At 69.3% G+C, this 17,420-nt stretch carries 17 protein-coding genes; 7 read left to right on the forward strand and 10 right to left on the reverse strand.

The window, feature by feature from the left end; genetic code table 11:
* Positions 1–13: 13 nt before the first annotated feature.
* Both HD557_RS05650 and nucS read right to left on the reverse strand, forming a co-directional pair.
* Positions 14–289, reverse strand: coding sequence for a hypothetical protein (locus HD557_RS05650; RefSeq protein WP_008362168.1), 276 nt, complete (start codon positions 287–289; stop codon positions 14–16).
* A gap of 62 nt (positions 290–351) precedes the next feature.
* Positions 352–1,026 carry an endonuclease NucS gene (nucS, locus tag HD557_RS05655; protein WP_008362169.1) on the reverse strand — a complete coding sequence of 225 codons (675 nt, stop codon included), beginning with the start codon at positions 1,024–1,026 and terminating at the stop codon, positions 352–354.
* A gap of 88 nt (positions 1,027–1,114) precedes the next feature.
* On the opposite strand from nucS, the gene HD557_RS05660 reads away from it, so the two are divergent.
* Positions 1,115–2,281, forward strand: coding sequence for a 3-hydroxyacyl-CoA dehydrogenase family protein (locus HD557_RS05660; protein WP_040756547.1), 1,167 nt, complete (start codon positions 1,115–1,117; stop codon positions 2,279–2,281).
* A 110-nt stretch (positions 2,282–2,391) separates the two neighbouring features.
* On the opposite strand, the gene HD557_RS05665 is transcribed toward HD557_RS05660, so the two are convergent.
* Positions 2,392–2,898 (reverse strand): polyketide cyclase, encoded by a 507-nt coding sequence (locus HD557_RS05665; protein ID WP_196873188.1) that lies wholly within the window; start codon positions 2,896–2,898, stop codon positions 2,392–2,394.
* Positions 2,899–2,959: 61 nt separating this feature from the next.
* Between HD557_RS05665 and HD557_RS05670 the strand changes: the two genes are divergently transcribed.
* From HD557_RS05670 to HD557_RS05685, 4 genes are all read left to right on the forward strand, one after another.
* Positions 2,960–4,738 (forward strand): 3-hydroxyacyl-CoA dehydrogenase family protein, encoded by a 1,779-nt coding sequence (locus tag HD557_RS05670; protein WP_196873189.1) that lies wholly within the window; start codon positions 2,960–2,962, stop codon positions 4,736–4,738.
* A gap of 138 nt (positions 4,739–4,876) precedes the next feature.
* Positions 4,877–5,665, forward strand: a complete 789-nt coding sequence (locus HD557_RS05675; RefSeq protein WP_040756551.1) for a hypothetical protein — start codon at positions 4,877–4,879, stop codon at positions 5,663–5,665.
* A gap of 17 nt (positions 5,666–5,682) precedes the next feature.
* The gene (locus HD557_RS05680; protein ID WP_196873190.1) at positions 5,683–6,471 is read left to right on the forward strand and encodes an alpha/beta fold hydrolase; all 789 of its coding nucleotides are present in this window, start codon (positions 5,683–5,685) and stop codon (positions 6,469–6,471) included.
* Between the two features lie 27 nt (positions 6,472–6,498).
* Entirely contained in the window at positions 6,499–8,190 is a 1,692-nt protein-coding gene (locus HD557_RS05685) for an FAD-dependent oxidoreductase (RefSeq protein ID WP_196873191.1), read from the forward strand.
* A gap of 12 nt (positions 8,191–8,202) precedes the next feature.
* On the opposite strand, the gene HD557_RS05690 is transcribed toward HD557_RS05685, so the two are convergent.
* Complete coding sequence (locus HD557_RS05690; RefSeq protein WP_008362178.1) at positions 8,203–8,865, reverse strand: response regulator; 663 nt, start codon at positions 8,863–8,865, stop codon at positions 8,203–8,205.
* Positions 8,862–9,809: a sensor histidine kinase gene (locus tag HD557_RS05695; RefSeq protein WP_196873192.1), complete on the reverse strand. Its 948-nt coding sequence runs from the start codon at positions 9,807–9,809 to the stop codon at positions 8,862–8,864. The genes HD557_RS05690 and HD557_RS05695 overlap by 4 nt, the downstream gene beginning before the upstream one ends.
* A 101-nt stretch (positions 9,810–9,910) precedes the next feature.
* Here HD557_RS05695 and HD557_RS05700 point away from each other — a divergent pair, with 101 nt between their 5' ends.
* Positions 9,911–11,200, forward strand: a complete 1,290-nt coding sequence (locus tag HD557_RS05700) for an ArsB/NhaD family transporter (protein ID WP_008362180.1) — start codon at positions 9,911–9,913, stop codon at positions 11,198–11,200.
* Here the strand turns inward: HD557_RS05700 and HD557_RS05705 are convergent.
* Positions 11,179–11,733, reverse strand: a complete 555-nt coding sequence (locus HD557_RS05705; RefSeq protein WP_196873193.1) for a CGNR zinc finger domain-containing protein — start codon at positions 11,731–11,733, stop codon at positions 11,179–11,181. The two genes, HD557_RS05700 and HD557_RS05705, sit on opposite strands and share 22 nt — an antisense overlap.
* Before the next feature lie 38 nt (positions 11,734–11,771).
* On the opposite strand from HD557_RS05705, the gene HD557_RS05710 reads away from it, so the two are divergent.
* Positions 11,772–12,734 (forward strand): EamA family transporter, encoded by a 963-nt coding sequence (locus HD557_RS05710; RefSeq protein WP_196873194.1) that lies wholly within the window; start codon positions 11,772–11,774, stop codon positions 12,732–12,734.
* 63 nt (positions 12,735–12,797) lie between these two features.
* Here HD557_RS05710 and HD557_RS05715 read toward each other — a convergent pair whose 3' ends face one another.
* From HD557_RS05715 to mce, 4 genes are all read right to left on the reverse strand, one after another.
* Positions 12,798–14,000 carry an AI-2E family transporter gene (locus HD557_RS05715; RefSeq protein ID WP_008362183.1) on the reverse strand — a complete coding sequence of 401 codons (1,203 nt, stop codon included), beginning with the start codon at positions 13,998–14,000 and terminating at the stop codon, positions 12,798–12,800.
* The gene (locus HD557_RS05720; RefSeq protein ID WP_196873195.1) at positions 13,997–15,163 is read right to left on the reverse strand and encodes a hypothetical protein; all 1,167 of its coding nucleotides are present in this window, start codon (positions 15,161–15,163) and stop codon (positions 13,997–13,999) included. The genes HD557_RS05715 and HD557_RS05720 overlap by 4 nt, the downstream gene beginning before the upstream one ends.
* Positions 15,164–15,481: 318 nt before the next feature.
* Positions 15,482–16,822: a crotonyl-CoA carboxylase/reductase gene (gene ccrA / locus HD557_RS05725; protein ID WP_008362188.1), complete on the reverse strand. Its 1,341-nt coding sequence runs from the start codon at positions 16,820–16,822 to the stop codon at positions 15,482–15,484.
* Between the two features lie 129 nt (positions 16,823–16,951).
* Positions 16,952–17,401, reverse strand: a complete 450-nt coding sequence (mce, locus tag HD557_RS05730) for a methylmalonyl-CoA epimerase (RefSeq protein WP_008362190.1) — start codon at positions 17,399–17,401, stop codon at positions 16,952–16,954.
* Positions 17,402–17,420 lie beyond the last annotated feature (19 nt).

Raw genomic sequence — 17,420 nt, forward strand, 5'->3', positions numbered from 1 at the left:
CCGACTCGGCTCGTCAGCGGGGGTTGATCCAGTTGAGCAGCTGACTCATCGAGATCAGCAGGTCGTCCAGCCGCCGCTCGACGCTGTCCAGGCGCGCGTTGACGCTGTCGATCGCGGCGTCGGTGCGCTCCATCCGCCCCTTGATCGCATGGAACTCCGCCGTGTGCATCTGCTGCATCGTCAGGAGATCGATCATGATCGCCTCGACGTCGCTCACGGACAGGCGGCCCCCAACGCCATGCCCCGAGTAGTTCATGGACATGGCGTGAATCTTGTCACGCAGTTCCATGCGAAACGTATGGAATGGTGTTTCGCCGACGTGAACTTGCCTGACCGTGCACCAACTGTTGGTCAGAAGAGTCTCTCGGTCGGATCGTCGAGGCCGCGCAGCGCGTCGTAGTCGACGATCGCGCAGGTGATGCCGCGGTCCTCGGCGAGCACGCGGGCCTGCGGTTTGATGGCCTGGGCTGCGAAGATGCCCCGCACCGGCGCCAGCAGCGGGTCGCGGTTGAGCAGCTCGAGATATCGGGTCAGCTGCTCGACACCGTCGATCTCACCGCGTCGCTTGATCTCGACGGCGACCGACTTCCCGTCGGCGTCGCGGCACATCAGGTCGACCGGGCCGATCGCGGTCGGGTACTCGCGGCGTACGAGGGTCAGGCCCTCGCCCAGCGTCGCCGGGTGGTCGGCGAGGAGCTCCTGGAGGTGCTTCTCGACGCCGTCCTTCTGCAGACCGGGGTCGATGCCCAGGTCATGCGACGTCTCGTGGTGGATCTCGTCGATCAGGATCCGCAGGGTGTCATCGGTCTTGGAGGTGACGGTCCACTCGACGCGGCCGTCCTCGGACTTGCCCTCCGAGAGGGTGCAGGGCGGCGACATCCAGTTGAGGGGCTTGTAGGAGCCCCCGTCGGAGTGGACCAGCACCGATCCGTCGGCCTTGAGCATCAACACCCTGGTGGCCATCGGGAGGTGGGCGGTGAGCCGCCCCGCGTAGTCGACCTGGCAGGTGGCAACGACGAGTCTCACCGGGAGAACGTATCGCATGGGCCCATGTGAGCAGCGTCACGCCACCAGGGGTTACTCATGGGTAATAAATTTGGCAGTCTTCCGTCGCATGACGGTTTCGACTCAGGGTTCCATCCACGACGTGCTCGTACTGCCCTACCTCAACCACGCGATTCGCATGCTCGAGTCGGGCTACGCCACCGCCACCGACATCGACAACGCCATGCGCTTCGGCTGCGGCTACCCCCAGGGACCGCTGGCCACGGTCGACGAGATCGGCGCCTCCGTCGTACGCGACGCGCTGCTCGCCCGCTTCGAGGAGACCGGCGACAACCTGCACAAGCCCGCCGACCTGCTCACCCGGGTCGCCGACGAGGCCGGGTCGTTCACCGGCGCGGACGGGGACGACGTACGCGCTCCGGAGCTGCGCCACACGATCGAGAAGATCGGCGTGGTCGGCACCGGCACGATGGCCTCCGGCATCGTCCAGGTCTTCGCCCAGGCGGGCTACGACGTCGTCTTCGTCGGCCGCTCCCAGGAGAAGCTCGACGGCGTCGTCGCCGGGATCACCAAGTCGCTCGACAAGGCCATCGCCAAGGGCCGCTCGGACGAGGCGACCAAGGCGGGCGTGCTCGGCCGGCTCACCGGGAGCACCTCGCGCGAGGACCTCGCCGAGGCCGACCTGATCGTCGAGGGCATCGCCGAGGACCTCGAGGTGAAGACCGAGCTCTTCAAGGACCTCGACCGGATCGCCAAGGCGGGCGCCATCCTGGCCACGACCACCAGCTCGATGCCGATCACCGAGCTCGCCAAGGTGACCGCGCGCCCCGGCGACGTCATCGGGATGCACTTCTTCAACCCCGCGCCGGTCATGAAGCTCGTCGAGGTGGTCACCACCGACCTCACCTCCGCCGAGGTCGACGAGACCGTGCGCGCGCTGTCCACGGCGGTCAAGAAGGTGCCGGTCTCCTGCGGCGACCGCTCCGGCTTCATCGTCAACGCCCTGCTCTTCCCCTACCTGAACGACGCCGTCAAGCTGCACGAGTCCGGCGTCGCGATGGACGAGATCGACACCGCGATCAAGGAGTCGGCCAAGTTCCCGATGGGCCCCTTCGAGCTCCTCGACGTGGTCGGCAACGACGTCTCCCTGGCGATCCAGTCCGAGCTCCGCAGCGAGTTCGGCGAGCCCGGCTTCGACCCCGCGCCTCTCCTGGTCCAGAAGGTCCAGGAGGGCAAGCTCGGCCGCAAGACCGGCGAGGGCTTCCACACCTACTGATCCCGCCCGGCCGAGGCGTCACGTACGTCGGCCGAGGCGTCACCTACGCGAATCGAGTCGTCACCCCGGTGACGGCTCGATTCGCCTGTCTGACGCCTCGGCCTCCTCGGTCAGGGGCGGGGGTAGCCGCGGCGTACGGCTCGCTCCAGGATTCCCAGCGTGGCCCGGATCGACTTCTGGTCGATGACCGGGAAGATCGGCTTCCACTCGGGGAGGGCGGTGGACCAGTCGCAGTAGGAGGTGACGCGGGTGTCGCCGGAGTCGAGCTGCTCGAGCTCGTAGCCGAAGCGGTGGCCGATCGGCGGCTTGACGGTGCCTTCGATGGTCCACTCGATCGCCCGGTCGGGGTCGAAGCCGGTGATGATCACGGTGACGTCGTACCTGCCCATCGGGTAGTCGCCGAGGGCCTCGCGGTCCATGTGGACGACGAACCGGTCGCCGATCGCGGCCACGGCGGACCCGTCCGCCGACTGGAGCATGCCGGAGGCGTCGATGGCGACGTGCCCGTCGGGGTCGACCAGGACGGCGAAGATGTCGGTGGGGGAGGCGGGGATGATCCGCTCGGCGTCGATGCGTTCGGCCTCGACGGGCTCGGCGGCCTGGGTCTGTTCCGTCACGGGGCCTGAATCTAGCGGCGTCCTGGCGTACCCGGCACCACCCCGTGGCAGGATGCTCGACATGAGCGAGCGCACGATCGAGACAGTCGGAGTCGTCGGCCTGGGCACCATGGGTGCGGGGATCGCGGAGGTGTTCGCCCGCAACGGGTTCACCGTCGTCGGGGTGGAGCGGGACGAGGAGGGCCTCGAGCGCGGCAAGGCGCACCTGGCGCACTCGACGGGTCGTGCGGTCAAGCGTGGCAAGCTCAGCGAGGAGGAGCAGGAGGCGCTGCTCGGCCGGATCTCCTTCGCCACCGACGCGACGGCGCTCAAGGACGTCGACATGGTCGTCGAGGCGGTCGTGGAGTCGTTGGAGCTGAAGAAGTCCATCCTCGCCACCCTCGACGAGATCGTGGCTCCCGAGACGATCCTGGCGACCAACACCTCGTCGCTCTCGGTGACCGAGATCTCGACCGCCTCCAAGCACCCGGGGCGGGTCGTCGGCGTGCACTTCTTCAACCCCGCGCCGGTGCAGAAGTTCGTCGAGATCGTACGCACCGTGGTGACCGAGCCCGAGGTGCTCGAGGACGCCCGCGCGGTCGTCGGCAAGCTCGGCAAGTCGCCGGTGGTCTGCGGTGACCGGGCCGGGTTCATCGCCAACGCACTCCTCTTCGGCTACCTCAACCACGCGGTCGCGATGTTCGAGGGCCACTACGCCACCCGCGAGGACATCGACACCGCGATGCGGCTGGGCTGCGGCTACCCGATGGGGCCGCTGGCACTGCTGGACCTGATCGGCCTGGACACCTCCTACGAGATCCTCGACACGATGTACCGCCAGGGTCGCGACCGGCTGCACGCCCCCGCGCCGATCCTCAAGCAGATGGTCACCGCCGGGATGCTCGGGCGGAAGTCGGGCCGCGGCTTCTACACCTACGAGGCCGCCGACTCGCCGGTCGTGGTCCCGGACGCGCTCACCCCGAGCGCCGACGCCACCCACGAGCTGCGCCGGTCGATCACGAAGGTGGGCGTCGTCGGCACCGGGACGATGGCCTCCGGGATCGTCGAGGTCTTCGCCAAGGGCGGCTACGACGTGACGTACGTCGGGCGTAGTCAGGACAAGGTCGACGGCGTCGCCGCGCGGATCACCAAGAGCCTCGACAAGGCGATCGGACGAGGCAAGCTCGAGGAGTCGGCGAAGCCGGAGATCCTCGGCCGCCTGACGGGCACCACGTCGCTGGACGACCTGGCCGACGTCGACATCGTCGTGGAGGCGATCGCCGAGGACCTGGCCATCAAGACCACGCTCTTCGAGAACCTCGACGACATCTGCAAGCCCGGCGCGATCCTGGCGACCACGACCTCGAGCCTGCCGGTCATCGAGCTGGCGCGGGTGACGAAGCGGCCGGCCGACGTCGTCGGGATGCACTTCTTCAACCCGGCGCCGGTGATGAAGCTGGTCGAGGTCGTCTCCACCGTCACCACGGCCGAGGAGGTCTCCGAGACCGTCCGTGCGCTGTGCGCGAAGGTCGGCAAGTCGCCGGTCTCGTGCGGCGACCGCGCCGGCTTCATCGTCAACGCGCTGCTCTTCCCCTACCTCAACGACGCGGTCAAGATGCTCGAGGGGCACTACGCCACCGCCGACGACATCGACACCGCGATGAAGCTCGGCTGTGCGCTCCCGATGGGTCCGTTCGAGCTGCTCGACGTGGTCGGCAACGACGTCTCGCTCGCCATCGAGCGTGAGCTCTACCTGGAGTTCCGCGAGCCGGGCTTCGCGCCCGCGCCGCTGCTCGAGCACCTGGTCACCGCGGGCTACCTCGGCCGTAAGACCGGCAAGGGGTTCCGCGACTACAGCTGAGCCGCCGGCGGCGTCAGTTCGTCTAGGTATGCAGCCAGACTGCCGCATCCCACGTGGAACTCCGCTTGGGATGCGCGGGCTCGCCTGCATACCTAGACGAACCGCGCCCCCGACCACCCCGGCAGTACGCTGAATGACGTGGGACTTCTGATCGCACTTCTCATCGTCGTCGCGGTGATCGGGACCGTGGTCGTGACCAGCAGGCGTTCGCAGGCGCGAGCGCTGGAAAAGCAGCGCGCCGAGCTCGAACCGGTCAAGCAGCTCGCCTTCGAGGACGTCACCGCCTTCGGTGAGGAGCTGCAGAAGCTCGACCTCGACATGTCCGGCAAGGAGCTCGACGAGGGCGCCAACGCCGACTACCAGCGGGCGCTGGACGAGTACGAGACGGCCAAGCGCACCGTCGACAGGATGACCTCGCCCGACGACGTCAAGCAGATCACGACGATCGTCGAGGACGGTCGCTACGCGATCGCGTGCGTCAAGGCGCGGGTCGCCGGGGAACCGCTGCCCAAGCGCCGCCCGCCGTGCTTCTTCGACCCCCGCCACGGCCTCTCGGTCGAGGACGTGGCCTGGGCGCCGCCGGGCGGCACCACTCGTGACGTACCTGCCTGCGCGCTCGACGCCGAGCGTGTCAAGGCCGGCGCCGAGCCCGACACCCGCAAGGTGATGGTCGGCAACGAGCGGGTTCCCTACTGGCAGGGTGGCCCGGCCTACCGGCCCTACGCCGCCGGCTACTTCGGCGCCTTCTCGCCGATGGACTGGATGTTCGCCGGGCTGATGTTCAGCGCGTTCGGCGGCTTCGACGCCTTCGGTGAGATCGGTGAGGGCATGGGCGACGCGATCGGCGGCATCGGCGAGGGCATCGGCGACGCCTTCGGTGGGATTGGTGACGGCATCGGAGACATGTTCGACGGCTTCGATTTCTGAGCCCTTACGATCCTCCGGTGACACTTCATACGCTCGAGCTCGGCGAGTCCGGCAACCGCGTCGTCTTCCTGCACGGGCTCTTCGGCCAGGGCCGCAACTGGAACACGCTCGGCAAGCAGCTGGCCGACAAGCATCGGGTCACGCTCGTCGACCTGCCCCACCACGGCCGCTCGCCGCAGCCTGACACCTTCGACTACCTCGACGTGACCGCGGCCGTCGCGGAGCTCCTCTCTGCTGATGACGGGGCCGACGACCCCGCGACCGTGGTCGGCCACTCGATGGGCGGCAAGGTGGCGATGCTGCTCGCGATCACCCGCCCCGAGCTGGTCGCGAAGCTGGTCGTGGCCGACATGTCCCCGGTCGTCTACGAGCGCGTCGGCGGCTTCAAGACGTACGTCGACGCGATGCAGGCGCTCGACCTGAGCCGCATCACCCGGCGCGAGGAGGCGGACGCGGGGATGCAGGAGGCCGTCCCGGACCCGACGATCCGCGGCTTCCTGCTGCAGAACCTGCGCCGCGATGGCGACGGCTGGCGCTGGGCGATGAACCTGGACGTGCTCGGGCGCGACCTCGACCGCATCGGCGCCTGGCCGGCCGAGGAGCTGAAGGCGTACGAGCCCTACGACGGGCCCGTGCTGTGGGTGGCCGGCGAGCTGTCGAACTACGTCACCGACGACTACGCGCCGGCGATGAAGGAATGGTTCCCGCGCTACCGCAAGGTGACCATCAAGGGCGCCGGTCACTGGGTCCACTCCGAGAAGCCGGAGACCTTCCTCGCCGCCCTGCGTCAGTTCCTCGGCGACTGAGCCGCTGCGGCGTCTACGCTGTGCGGCATGGAGCGCGACAGGCCCGTCATCGTGCTGGTCGGCGGCGAGCACGCCGACCTCATCGAGCAGGAGTTCAGGGCACGCTACGACCGTGACTACCGGATCGAGCCGGTGGTGGGCTTCGCCGCGGGCCTGGACCGGACGCGCGAGCTCGTGGCCGAGGGTGCGCAGATCGCGATGGTCGCCGCCGAGCACGTGCTCGACGAGGGCACCTCGATCGAGCTGCTGCACCGCGTACCGGGCATCGTGGCGACGGCACGCCGGGTCGCGCTGGTCTCGTGGGAGGACTTCTCCGATGCACTCGACGACCTGCGTGCCGCCGCGCTCGAGCGCGAGATGGACACCTTCGTCCTCATCCCGCGCGGCCCGCGGGACGAGGAGTTCCACACCGCGCTGATCGAGCTTCTCTCGGAGTGGGGATGGTCGGTGGGCAGGCCTCTGGTGACCGTGACCGATGTCGTCGCCGAGCCGGGCGACCGCGCTGCGGCGGCGATCCGGGACCTGCTCGAACGGATGGGCTTCCCGAACCGGCTGCTCGAACCGGGCGACGACGAGGCGCAGGAGCTCATCGAGGCCGCCGGCCCGGGGGCACAGCTGCCTCTGGTCCGTACGTTCCGGGGCCAGGTGGTCTCCGGGGCGACCGCGGCGACGGCCGCCGAGGCCATCTACGGCGGGTTCGACGAGATTCCCGAGGGTGTGATCGCCGACGTCGCCATCGTGGGCGGCGGACCGGCGGGCCTCGCTGCGGCCGTCTACGCGGCGTCGGAGGGCTTGGCGACGGTCGTCGTCGAGCGCGACGCGATCGGCGGCCAGGCGGGGTCGAGCTCCATGATCCGCAACTACCTCGGCTTCCCCCGCGGCATCTCGGGGATGCGTCTCGCCCAGCGATCCCGCATCCAGGCCAGCCGGTTCGGGGCACGCTTCTTCTCCGGGCGGCCGGTGACCGGGATCGAGCCCGGCCCGGCCGACGAGCCGGAGCACCAGCACGTGCACGTACGCGGCGCCCAGTTCTGCGCGCGAACGGTCGTGCTCGCGATGGGCGTGACCTACCGGCGGCTCGGGGTCGCCGGCGTGGACGACCTGGTGGGTGCGGGCGTCTACTACGGCGCCGCGACGTCGATGGCGCGCGAGATGCAGGGCCGTGAGGTCTTCGTGGTGGGCGGCGGCAACTCGGCCGGACAGGCGGCCATCCACCTCGCCAAGTTCGCGAAGGCCGTGACGATCCTGGTCCGGCGGCACGACCTCGCGGAGACCATGTCGGCCTATCTGGTGCGGGAGATCGACGCGACCTCGAACATCCAGGTTCGGCCCCGCACGATCGTCGCCGACGGCGGCGGCGAGGGCCAGCTGGAGTGGCTCCTGCTGGAGAACCTGGACACCGGCGAGGACACCAAGACCTCCGCCGACGGCCTCTTCTGCCTGCTCGGAGCCGAACCCGACTGTGCGTGGCTGGCGGAGGGCGTGGCCCTCGACGAGCACGGGTTCGTCCTGACCGGCCGCGACGTGCCGCGCGAGGAGTGGGTCGACGGCAGCCCGCCCGCGAGCCTGGAGACGACGGTGCCGGGTGTCTTCGCCGTCGGCGACGTACGCGCCGGGTCGATGAAGCGGGTCGCCTCCGCGAGCGGCGAGGGTGCGTCCGTGCTTCCGCTGGTGCACGCCCACCTGGCGCGACTGCGCGCCCGGGAGTTCGGCGCCTGAGCCGCTGAGACCTCAGGGCTCGATGAGGCCTGCCCTGATCGCGTACCGGGTCACCTGGGTGCGGTCGCGCAGGCCCAGCTTGGCGAGGATGTTCTCGCGGTGCCGCTCGACGGTCTTGTAGGAGATCGTCAGCTCGCGGGCGATCTCGCGGGTCGAGTGGCCCTCGGCGATGAGCTTGAGCACCTCGTCCTCACGCTCGGTCAGGACCGTACGCGGCAGGCTCTCGCCCCGGTTGAGCCGGTCGAGGTAGTCGCGGACGAGCGCGCTCATCGCCCCGGGGTAGACGAAGGCCTGGCCGCTCATCGCGGTGCGGCACGCCTTGACCAGGTCCTCGTCGGCGACCGACTTGAGGACGTAGCCGCTGGCGCCGACCTTGAGCGCCTCGAAGAAGTACTGCTCGTTGTCGTGCATCGAGAGCATCAGCATCTTCGGTGGCGTACGCATCCGGACGATGCTGCGAGCGGCCTGCAGCCCGGTCATCCGCGGCATCGCGACGTCGAGGATCACCAGGTCGACGTCGACGTCGCGCAGCGCGGCGACGGCCTCGGCGCCGTCCGCCGCCTCGGCGACCACCTCGAGGTCGGGCTCGGCGTCGAGGATGAGGCGTACGCCGCGGCGTACCAGGGTGTGGTCGTCGGCCAGCAGGATCCGGATCTTCGCAGGCGTCGGGGTCACAGCGGCACCTCCAGGACGACGGTGGTGCCGCGGCCGGGAGCGCTGGTCACCCGGAGGTCGGCGCCGACGAGCAGGGCCCGTTCCCGCATGCCGCTGATCCCGGCGCCGGCGACGAGGTCGGCGCTGCCGCGGCCGTCGTCGGTGACGGTGAGGACGATCTTGTCGCCGACCTTGCACAGGGACAGCTCGGCGGTGGCGGCGTGGGCGTGGCGGACGACGTTGGTGAGCGCCTCCTGGGCGACCCGGTAGATCACCAGCTCGCGGTCCTGGGGCAGCTCGGGCAGTCCGCGCCCGACGGTGCGGCGTACGCTGGTACGGCCGAGCGCGCCGACGTCGGTGGCCAGCGCAGCCAGGGCGGCGTGCAGGCCGAGGTCCTCGAGGACGCCCGGTCGCAGCTGCCGCGCCACCCGGCGTACGTCGTCGATACCCGTGCGCGCGGACTCGCGCACCGCGGCCAGGTCGGGTCGCACCGACTCGGGCACCTGTCGCTCCAGCCCCTTGAGCCCCAGGAGCACGACGGTCAGCGACTGGCCGACCTCGTCGTGGAGCTCCTGGGCGATCCGGTGCCGCTCGGCCTCCTGGGCGGCGAGCGCCTTGGCGTTGCTGGTGCTCCGCTCGGTCTCGAGCCGCTCCAGCATCGCGTTGTAGCTGGCCACCAGCCGGGCGCCGGCGCCCTTGCCGTGGGTGGTCAGACGCTGGTCGGGGGAGAGGTGGTCGACCGAGTCCATCGTGCGGATCACCCGGTCGATCGGCGCCAGGCTGCGCAGCAGGAGCAGTGCGTTGAGGGTCGCCATCACGACCAGCCCGACCGCCAGCACCACCGCCTCGGAGGCCAGGACCCGCTCGGAGACCCGGGCCGGGGACAGCGCCAGGACCAGGGTGCCGACGCAGAAGACCGCCCAGTTCGTCAGGCAGACCCGCCAGTAGAGGGGCAAGTGGCTCATGCCCCAACCCTGACATGCTCTCTGGCCTGGACTTATGGGTGGCAGCACCCATTCGGATCCGGCGTGCGGTCGCGGAGAGTCGAGGGCATGGAGCTCAACGCATGATCGTGTACGCAGCGGTGGCCGTCTTCATCGTCACCTACGGCCTCATCGCCACCGAGCGCGTCCACCGCGTCGCCGCCGCCCTGGGTGGCGTCGCCGCGATGGTCGCGCTCGGGATCATCAGTGCCGAGTCGGCCTTCTACAGCCACGAGACCGGGGTCGACTGGGACGTCATCTTCCTGCTCTTCGGGATGATGGTGATCGTCGGCGTCCTCAAGCAGACGGGGCTGTTCGAGTTCCTCGCGCTCTGGGCGGTCAAGCACTCCGGCGGCCGTCCGGCGCGGCTGGCGACGCTGCTGATCCTGGTCACCGCCGTGCTCTCGCCGATCCTCGACAACGTGACCACGGTGCTGCTCGTCACGCCGGTGACGCTGTCGGTCTGCGAGCGGCTGGGGCTGCGGCCGATGCCCTACCTGATCTCGCTCATCCTGGCCGCCAACGTGGGCGGCACCTCGACCCTGATCGCCGACCCGCCCAACATCATCGTGGCCAGCCGGGCCAACCTGACCTTCGACGACTTCCTGATCCACTCGCTGCCGCTGTGCCTGATCCTGCTGGTCGTGCTGATCGGGCTCGTCCGGGTCCTCTTCCGGCACGACTTCCGTGGCCGGGTCGATCTGGACGGCCTGATCGAGCCGCCCGCCTCGGCGATCCCGGACCGCGGGCTGCTCTACCGCTGCCTGGCCGTCCTGGCCCTGGTGATGCTCGCCTTCGGGCTGCACACCGAGCTCCACCTCGACCCCTCGCTCGTCGCCATGCTCGGCGCCGGCGCGATGGTGGTCGTCTCCCGGACCAGGACCGAGGCGTTCCTGGAGGAGGTCGAGTGGTCGACCCTGGCCTTCTTCATGGCCCTGTTCGTGCTGGTCGGCGGCCTGGTCGAGGTCGGCGTGATCGGCTCCCTGGGCACCTTCGCCGCCGACCTGATGGGCGACAACGAGCTCGCCGGGGTCACCGGGCTGATGATCGGCTCGGCCGTCGTCGGCGGGTTCGTCGACAACATCCCCTACACCGCGGCGATGGTGCCGATCGTGGAGGAGATGGTGGCCGCGACACCGTCCTCGGGGGCCGACAGCCCGCTGTGGTGGGCGCTCGTCTTCGGCGCCGATCTCGGCGGCAACACGACGGCGGTCGCCGCGGGTGCCAACGTGGTCGTGCTCGGCCTCGCCGCCAAGGCCGGCCATCCGATCAGCTTCTGGAAGTTCACCAGGTACGGCATCGTGGTGACGATCGTGACCCTGGCCGTCGCCTGGGTCTACGTCGCCCTGCGCTACTTCGTGCTCGCCGCCTGACGCTCCCGGTAGGCCGCGACCGCGTTGCGGTTGGTGCAGGTCGGCGAGCAGTAGCGCTTCGACCGGTTGCGGGAGAGGTCGACGACCACCCCCGCGCAGCCGTCGTCGGCGCAGATCGAGAGCCGGGACAGCTCATCGTCGCGGATCACGTCGACCATCGCCATCGCGGTCTCCACGGCGATCCGCGTCGCCAGCGGCGCGTCGGGCTCGGTGGCGTGGATGTGCCAGTCGTACGTCGTGTGGCGGACGAGCTGGGGCGTGGCCCGGTGCTCGGCGAGCAGCGCGTTGGTCAGCCGCACGGCCTCGTCGCCCTCGGCGGTGAGCAGATCGCGCAGCCGGATGCGCAGGGCACGGACCTCGTCGAGCTCGGCGCGGTCGCGGTCGTGCCGCCCCGTGTAGTCGTACGTCACGAAGAACTCGTCGAGCGCCGCCACGGTCCTCAGCTCGTCGACCGAGCCGGGGGAGAGGGCGAGGGTGTTCGCCAGCGCCGCGGCCGCCTGGAGGCCTACCTCGGTGTCATGGGTGAAAACCATGTTGACACATTACCGCGTCGCTGGGATCGTCATGTGTCATGACGACTTTGACCAATGACGAGGCGGTGCCGCAGAGCACGACGAAGACGCCGCTGGTGGCGGCCGGACTGCTCTTGGCGGTCGTCTCGGCGGTCACGTTCAGCCTGTCCGGGCCGCTGGGACGCGGCCTCTTCGACACCGGCTGGTCGACCGGCGGCGTGCTGGTCTTCCGCGTCGGTATCGGCGCCCTCGTGCTGGCCCCGTTCGCGGTGCGCTCGCTGGCTGGCCGGTGGCGGAACATCGCCGCGAGCTGGCGGGTCGTGGTGGCGTACGCACTGCTGGCGATCGTGGTGCCGCAGTTCGCGTTCTTCTCGGCGGTGCAGTGGATGGCGGTCGGGCCGGCGCTGCTGCTGGAGTACATGGGGGTCGTGCTCGTCGTCGCCTGGATGTGGCTGCGGCACGGCGAGCGGCCCTCGCGGCTGACGATGGTGGGCGCGCTGGTCGCGATCGCCGGACTCGTGCTGGTCCTCGACCTCGTCAGCGGCGCGAACGTGCACCCGCTCGGTGTCCTGTGGGGCTCGGCGGCAGCCGTCGGCCTGGCCGGCTACTACGTGCTCAACGCCCACTCCAGCACCACGCTGCCGCCGCTCGCGCTGGCCTGGCTCGGCCTGACCGGTGCCACGATCCTGCTCGCGCTGCTCTGCCTGGTCGGGGCGATCCCGTTCGCGATGGAGACCACGCCGGTGGTCCTGGCGGGCCTGGAGATGCCCTGGTGGGGGCCGCTGATCGGCCTCGGCGTGCTGACCTGCTCGGTCGCGTACGCCGCCGGCATCGCCGCCACCCGCACCCTGGGGTCGCGCCTGTCGTCCTTCGTCGGACTTCTCGAGGTCGTCTCGGCCGTCGTCTTCGCCTGGCTGCTGCTCGGCGAGGCGCCCGGCCTCATCCAGCTCGTCGGCGGCCTGGTCGTGCTGGCCGGCATCATCGCGGTCCAGCAGGGCGAGCAGTCGACGAGCGCCTCCTGACAGCCCGAAGCGCCGCATGCCTCAGCTGATCAGCTGAGGCATGCGGCGCTTCGAAGGGTCCTGCTAGCGCTCGTCCTGAGCTCTGACGTAGACCTCGCGGATCAGCATCAGGATGGCCGCCGCGGTCGGGATCGCCAGCAGCGCGCCGACGACACCGAGCAGCGAGGCGCCGATGAGGGCCGCGATCACGGTGACCACGCCGGGGATGTCGACCGAGCGGGACATGACCCGCGGGTAGACGACGTAGTTCTCGAACTGCTGGTAGGCGATGTAGAAGACGACCGCGATGAGGCCCGTCTTCACGTCGGTCGTCGCGAAGGTGATCGCGCAGACGATGACCGCGCCGATGGTGGCCCCGATCATCGGGATCACGTCGGTGATCATGACGACGAAGGCCAGCGCCACCGCGTACTCGCCCATGCCGATGACGAAGAGCAGCACCAGCGTCGACAGACCGGCGCACAGGGCGACGATGAAGGCGCCGGAGACATAGCCGCCGATGCCGTCGAAGACCCGGTCACCGAGCTTGCTGACCCGGTCGCGGCGCGAGGCCGGGGCGAGCCGGTAGATCGCGTTCTTCGTCTGGTCGTAGGCGGCGATGAAGTAGAGCGTCAGGACGATGACGATGAACGCCGTGACGAGCACGTTGATCACCGCCAGGCCCACGCCGAGCGCACCACCGAAGGCGCTGCTGACGAAGTCGCCGCTGGCGACGTACTCCTGCACCTTGTCGAGGATCTGGTAGTCCTCGTTGAGCTGCTGGATGCGCTGGTTGCGCTGGAGCTCCTCGATCCAGTCGGGCACGTTGGCCGAGATCTTGGCGACCTGGTCGCTGATCACCGGCACGAGCGCCACGAAGAAGAGCGCGAGCGCGCCCAGCACGCCGAGGATGACGGTCAGGACCGCCCACGGACGCGCGAAGCCACGCCTCTGCAGGAAGACCACCATCGGGTTGATCCCCGCCGCGATGAAGAGCGAGACCACCACCTGGAGGATCACGCTCCCCATCGTGGTGAGGAGGTTGCCTGCCGCGTACGCGGTCAGCAGGCCGAAGCCGAGGAGCAGCCCGAAGAGGTAGGGCGAGTTGCGGTCGAACCGCGGTCCGGGCTTGCCGTACCGCTTGTCGCGCTCGCTCTCCTCCTCGGGCTCCGGCTCCTCGACGTCGATCGCGGTCTCGCTGTCGACCGCTGGGTCCTCGTTCGAGCCGTTTTCGGCAGACGTCGACTCAGGACCGTCCGTGGGACGGTCGGCAGCGGCCGCGTTCACCGGCTTTCGGACTTCGCAGTCTCGGGCTCGCGGATCGCGGTCTTCTCCGAGGGCTCGTCGTAGTCGTCGTAGTCGTCGGAGAGGTCGTCGTCGGAGTCGACCAGGGTGACGCTCTCATCGACCACGAGCTCGCCGTCGACGATGTCCTCCTCCTCGGCGCGCGGCTTCGGCGCCTCCAGCTCGGCCGGGTCCTCGGTCTTGCCGAACCCGGAGACCAGGTCGGTGAGCGAGGAGAGCTGAGCGGCGATGGCGTCGCGGCGCTTGGTGAGACGGTCGACCTCGGCCTTGATGATCGCGAGGCCCTTCTCGGCCTCGACGGTCGCGGTGGAGGCGAGGTGGTCGGCCTCGGCGCGAGCCTTGGACAGGATCGCCTCGGCGTCGCGGCGGGCGCGCGAGATGATCCCCTCGGACTCCTTGGCCAGCTCGGCGCGCTGGTCGGCGACGTGCTGGGCGGCGATCCGGGCGCGCTCCTCGGCGTCGGCGGCGCGGGTCTCGCCCTCGGCGACGATGCGAGCGGTCTCGGCCATCGCCTGGTCGTGGTGGTCGGCGGCCTCGCGGGCGAGGCGCTCGCGCTCGACGGCGAGCATCCGCCGTGCCTCCTGGACCTCACGGTCCGCGCCCGCACGGGCCTTCTCGACCTCGCGCTGGGTCGACGTACGCAGCTGGGTGACCTCCTGCTGCACGGCGAGCCGGATCTGGTCGGCCTCGCGCTTGGCGGCGGCGAGCATCTCGTCGCTCTCGGCCTGCACCATCGAGCGAGCCTGCTGGACCTCCGACATCACCTTCTCGCGGTGGTCGTCGATCTCCTTGTAGTGAGTCGTACGCAGCGACTCGATGTCACGCTGGGCGGACGCCTTCGTCGCGGCGGCCTCGCGCTGGGCGGCCTCGCGGATGACCGCGGCCTCCTTCTCGGCGGACTCCTTGACGGCGGCGGCCTCTTCCTCGGCCAGCCGGAGCATCGCGCTGGCGCGGCCACCGAGCGAGGCGTAGGAGGGGGCCTCGTTGCTCTGGGCGGCTGCTGCCTTGAGGTCGTTGACCTTGCGCTCGAGCTCGGCGATGCGCCGCTGCGCGTTGCGCAGGGCCGACTGACCCTGGCCGTTGGCCTGGAGCAGCTGCTGGACCCGCGCGTTCACGGTGCCGGGGTCGTATCCGCCACGACGCACGACCGGGAAGGCTGGGAGCGAGCCTGGAGCCGGTGGTGGCGAGTTGTGGCCGGAGCTGGGTGAACCAGATGCGCCGGGGACCCTGGGGAGGACCTGTGTCTCGGTCGAGTCCTGCTCGGGCTTCTGCCGAGGCTCTGAAGCCTCGTTGAAGATGGACAGTCCCTCATTCGTCATTTGTGGCGGATTCCTCACACTGTAGGTCGTCTACGAGCTGCCTCTGCTCCCAAAGGGCAAGACTACGGCCGGTCGCCCCTCGCGCAAGGGGAGACCGGCCGTGAATCCAGTCTCAAACGGTTCTATTTACTGAGACTACGGGTCTCAGATTCCCCGGAAGAGGTTGATCTTGTCGATGTGCGCGGCGCGCTTCTCCTCGTCGAGGACGCCGAGCCCCTCCTCGGGGGCCAGGCAGAGCACGCCGACCTTGCCCTGGTGCTTGTTGTGGTGCACGTCGAGCGAGGCCTGGCCGACCTCCTCCAGGGTGTAGGTCCGGGAGAGGGTCGGGTGGATCTTGCCCTGCGCGATGAGGCGGTTGGCCTCCCACGACTCGCGGTAGTTGGCGAAGTGGCTGGAGATGATCCGCTTGAGGTTCATCCACAGGTAGCGGTTGTCGTACTCGTGCATGTAGCCCGAGGTCGACGCGCAGGTGGTGATGGTGCCGCCCTTGCGGGTGACGAAGACCGAGGCGCCGAAGGTCTCACGGCCCGGGTGCTCGAAGACGATGTCGATGTCCTCGCCGCCGGTGAGCTCGCGGATGGCCTTGCCCAGGCGCAGCCACTCCTTCGGGTTCTGCTGGGTGCCGTCCTCGTTCCAGAACTTGAAGTCCATCTCGGAGCGGTTGATGACCATCTCGGCGCCCATGTTGCGCACGATCTTGGCCTTCTCCTCGTTGGAGACCACGCAGACCGGGTTGGCGCCGCCGTTGAGGGCGTACTGCGTCGCGAAGCCGCCGAGGCCACCGGAGGCACCCCAGATCAGGACGTTGTCGCCCTGCTTCATGTTGCCGCCGTTGGCGGAGACGAGCTGACGGTAGGCGGTGCAGTTGACCAGGCCGGGGGAGGCGGCCTCCTCCCAGGTGAGGTGCTCCGGCTTCGGCATCAGCTGGTTGGCCTTGACCATCGCGACGTCGGCGAGGCCGCCGAAGTTGGTCTCGAAGCCCCAGATGCGCTGGGAGGGGTCCATCATCGTGTCGTTGTGGCCGTCGGGAGCCTCGAGCTCGACCGAGAGGCAGTGGGCCACGACCCGGTCGCCCGGCTTCCACTTGGTCACGCCCGCGCCGACCTTCAGCACGACGCCGGACAGGTCGGAGCCGACGATGTGGTAGTCGAGGTTGTGGCGGGCACCGAGCTCGGACTCCTTGCCGTAACGCTCCAGGAACCCGAAGGTGGAGACCGGCTCGAAGATCGAGGTCCACACGGTGTTGTAGTTGATCGCCGAGGCCATCACCGCGACGAAGGCCTCGCCCGGGCCGAGCTCGGGAAGGGCGACGTCCTCGACGTGGAGGGACTTCCGGGGGTCCTTCTCCTTGGTCGCGACGCCCTCGAACATGTCGACCTCGTCCTTGTGGACGGTGGCGGCACGGTAGTGGTCGGGGATCTCGAGGTTCGCGAACTCCTCGCTGGGCGTGTCGCCCGCAAGGATCGCGTCGAGGATTTTCTGCATGGTCGGCTCCTGCGTCGTCGTAGGGGTCGCGGTTGGCTCTATTTCGCTGGACATTACTGGTGAGTAACCGTTAACGCCAGCCTGATGTGACACATGACTCTTGGATCGTTCACGTGCCGTGGTGGGCTCTCAGTGGGCGGGGTTCGCGGCCGGCTCGACGAGCTCGACCAGCACGCCGCCGGCGTCCTTCGGGTGGATGAAGTTGATCCGCGAGTCGGCGGTGCCGCGCCGCGGTGCGTCGTAGAGAAGACGTACGCCGCGCTCCCGGAGGATCGCCGAGACCTGCTCCACGTCGGTGACCCGGTAGGCCAGCTGCTGCATGCCCGGGCCGTTGCGGTCGAGGAACTTGGCGATGGTGCTGTTCTCGTTGAGCGGGGCGAGCAGCTGCAGCTTGTTGTCGGAGTCGCCGATGGCGATCATCGCCTCCTCGACGCCCTGCTCCTCGTTGGTCTCCCGGTGGGCGAGCTTCATGCCGAAGGTCTTCTCGTAGAAGTCGATCGCCGCGTCCAGATCGGCGACGGCGAGGCCGACGTGGTCGATCTGGGTGAACAGGTGCGGCGGGATGTCAACGGTAGTCATGGGCCTACTCTCCTTGAGG

The sequence above is a fragment of the Nocardioides luteus genome, assembly GCF_015752315.1.
Lineage (GTDB): Bacteria > Actinomycetota > Actinomycetes > Propionibacteriales > Nocardioidaceae > Nocardioides.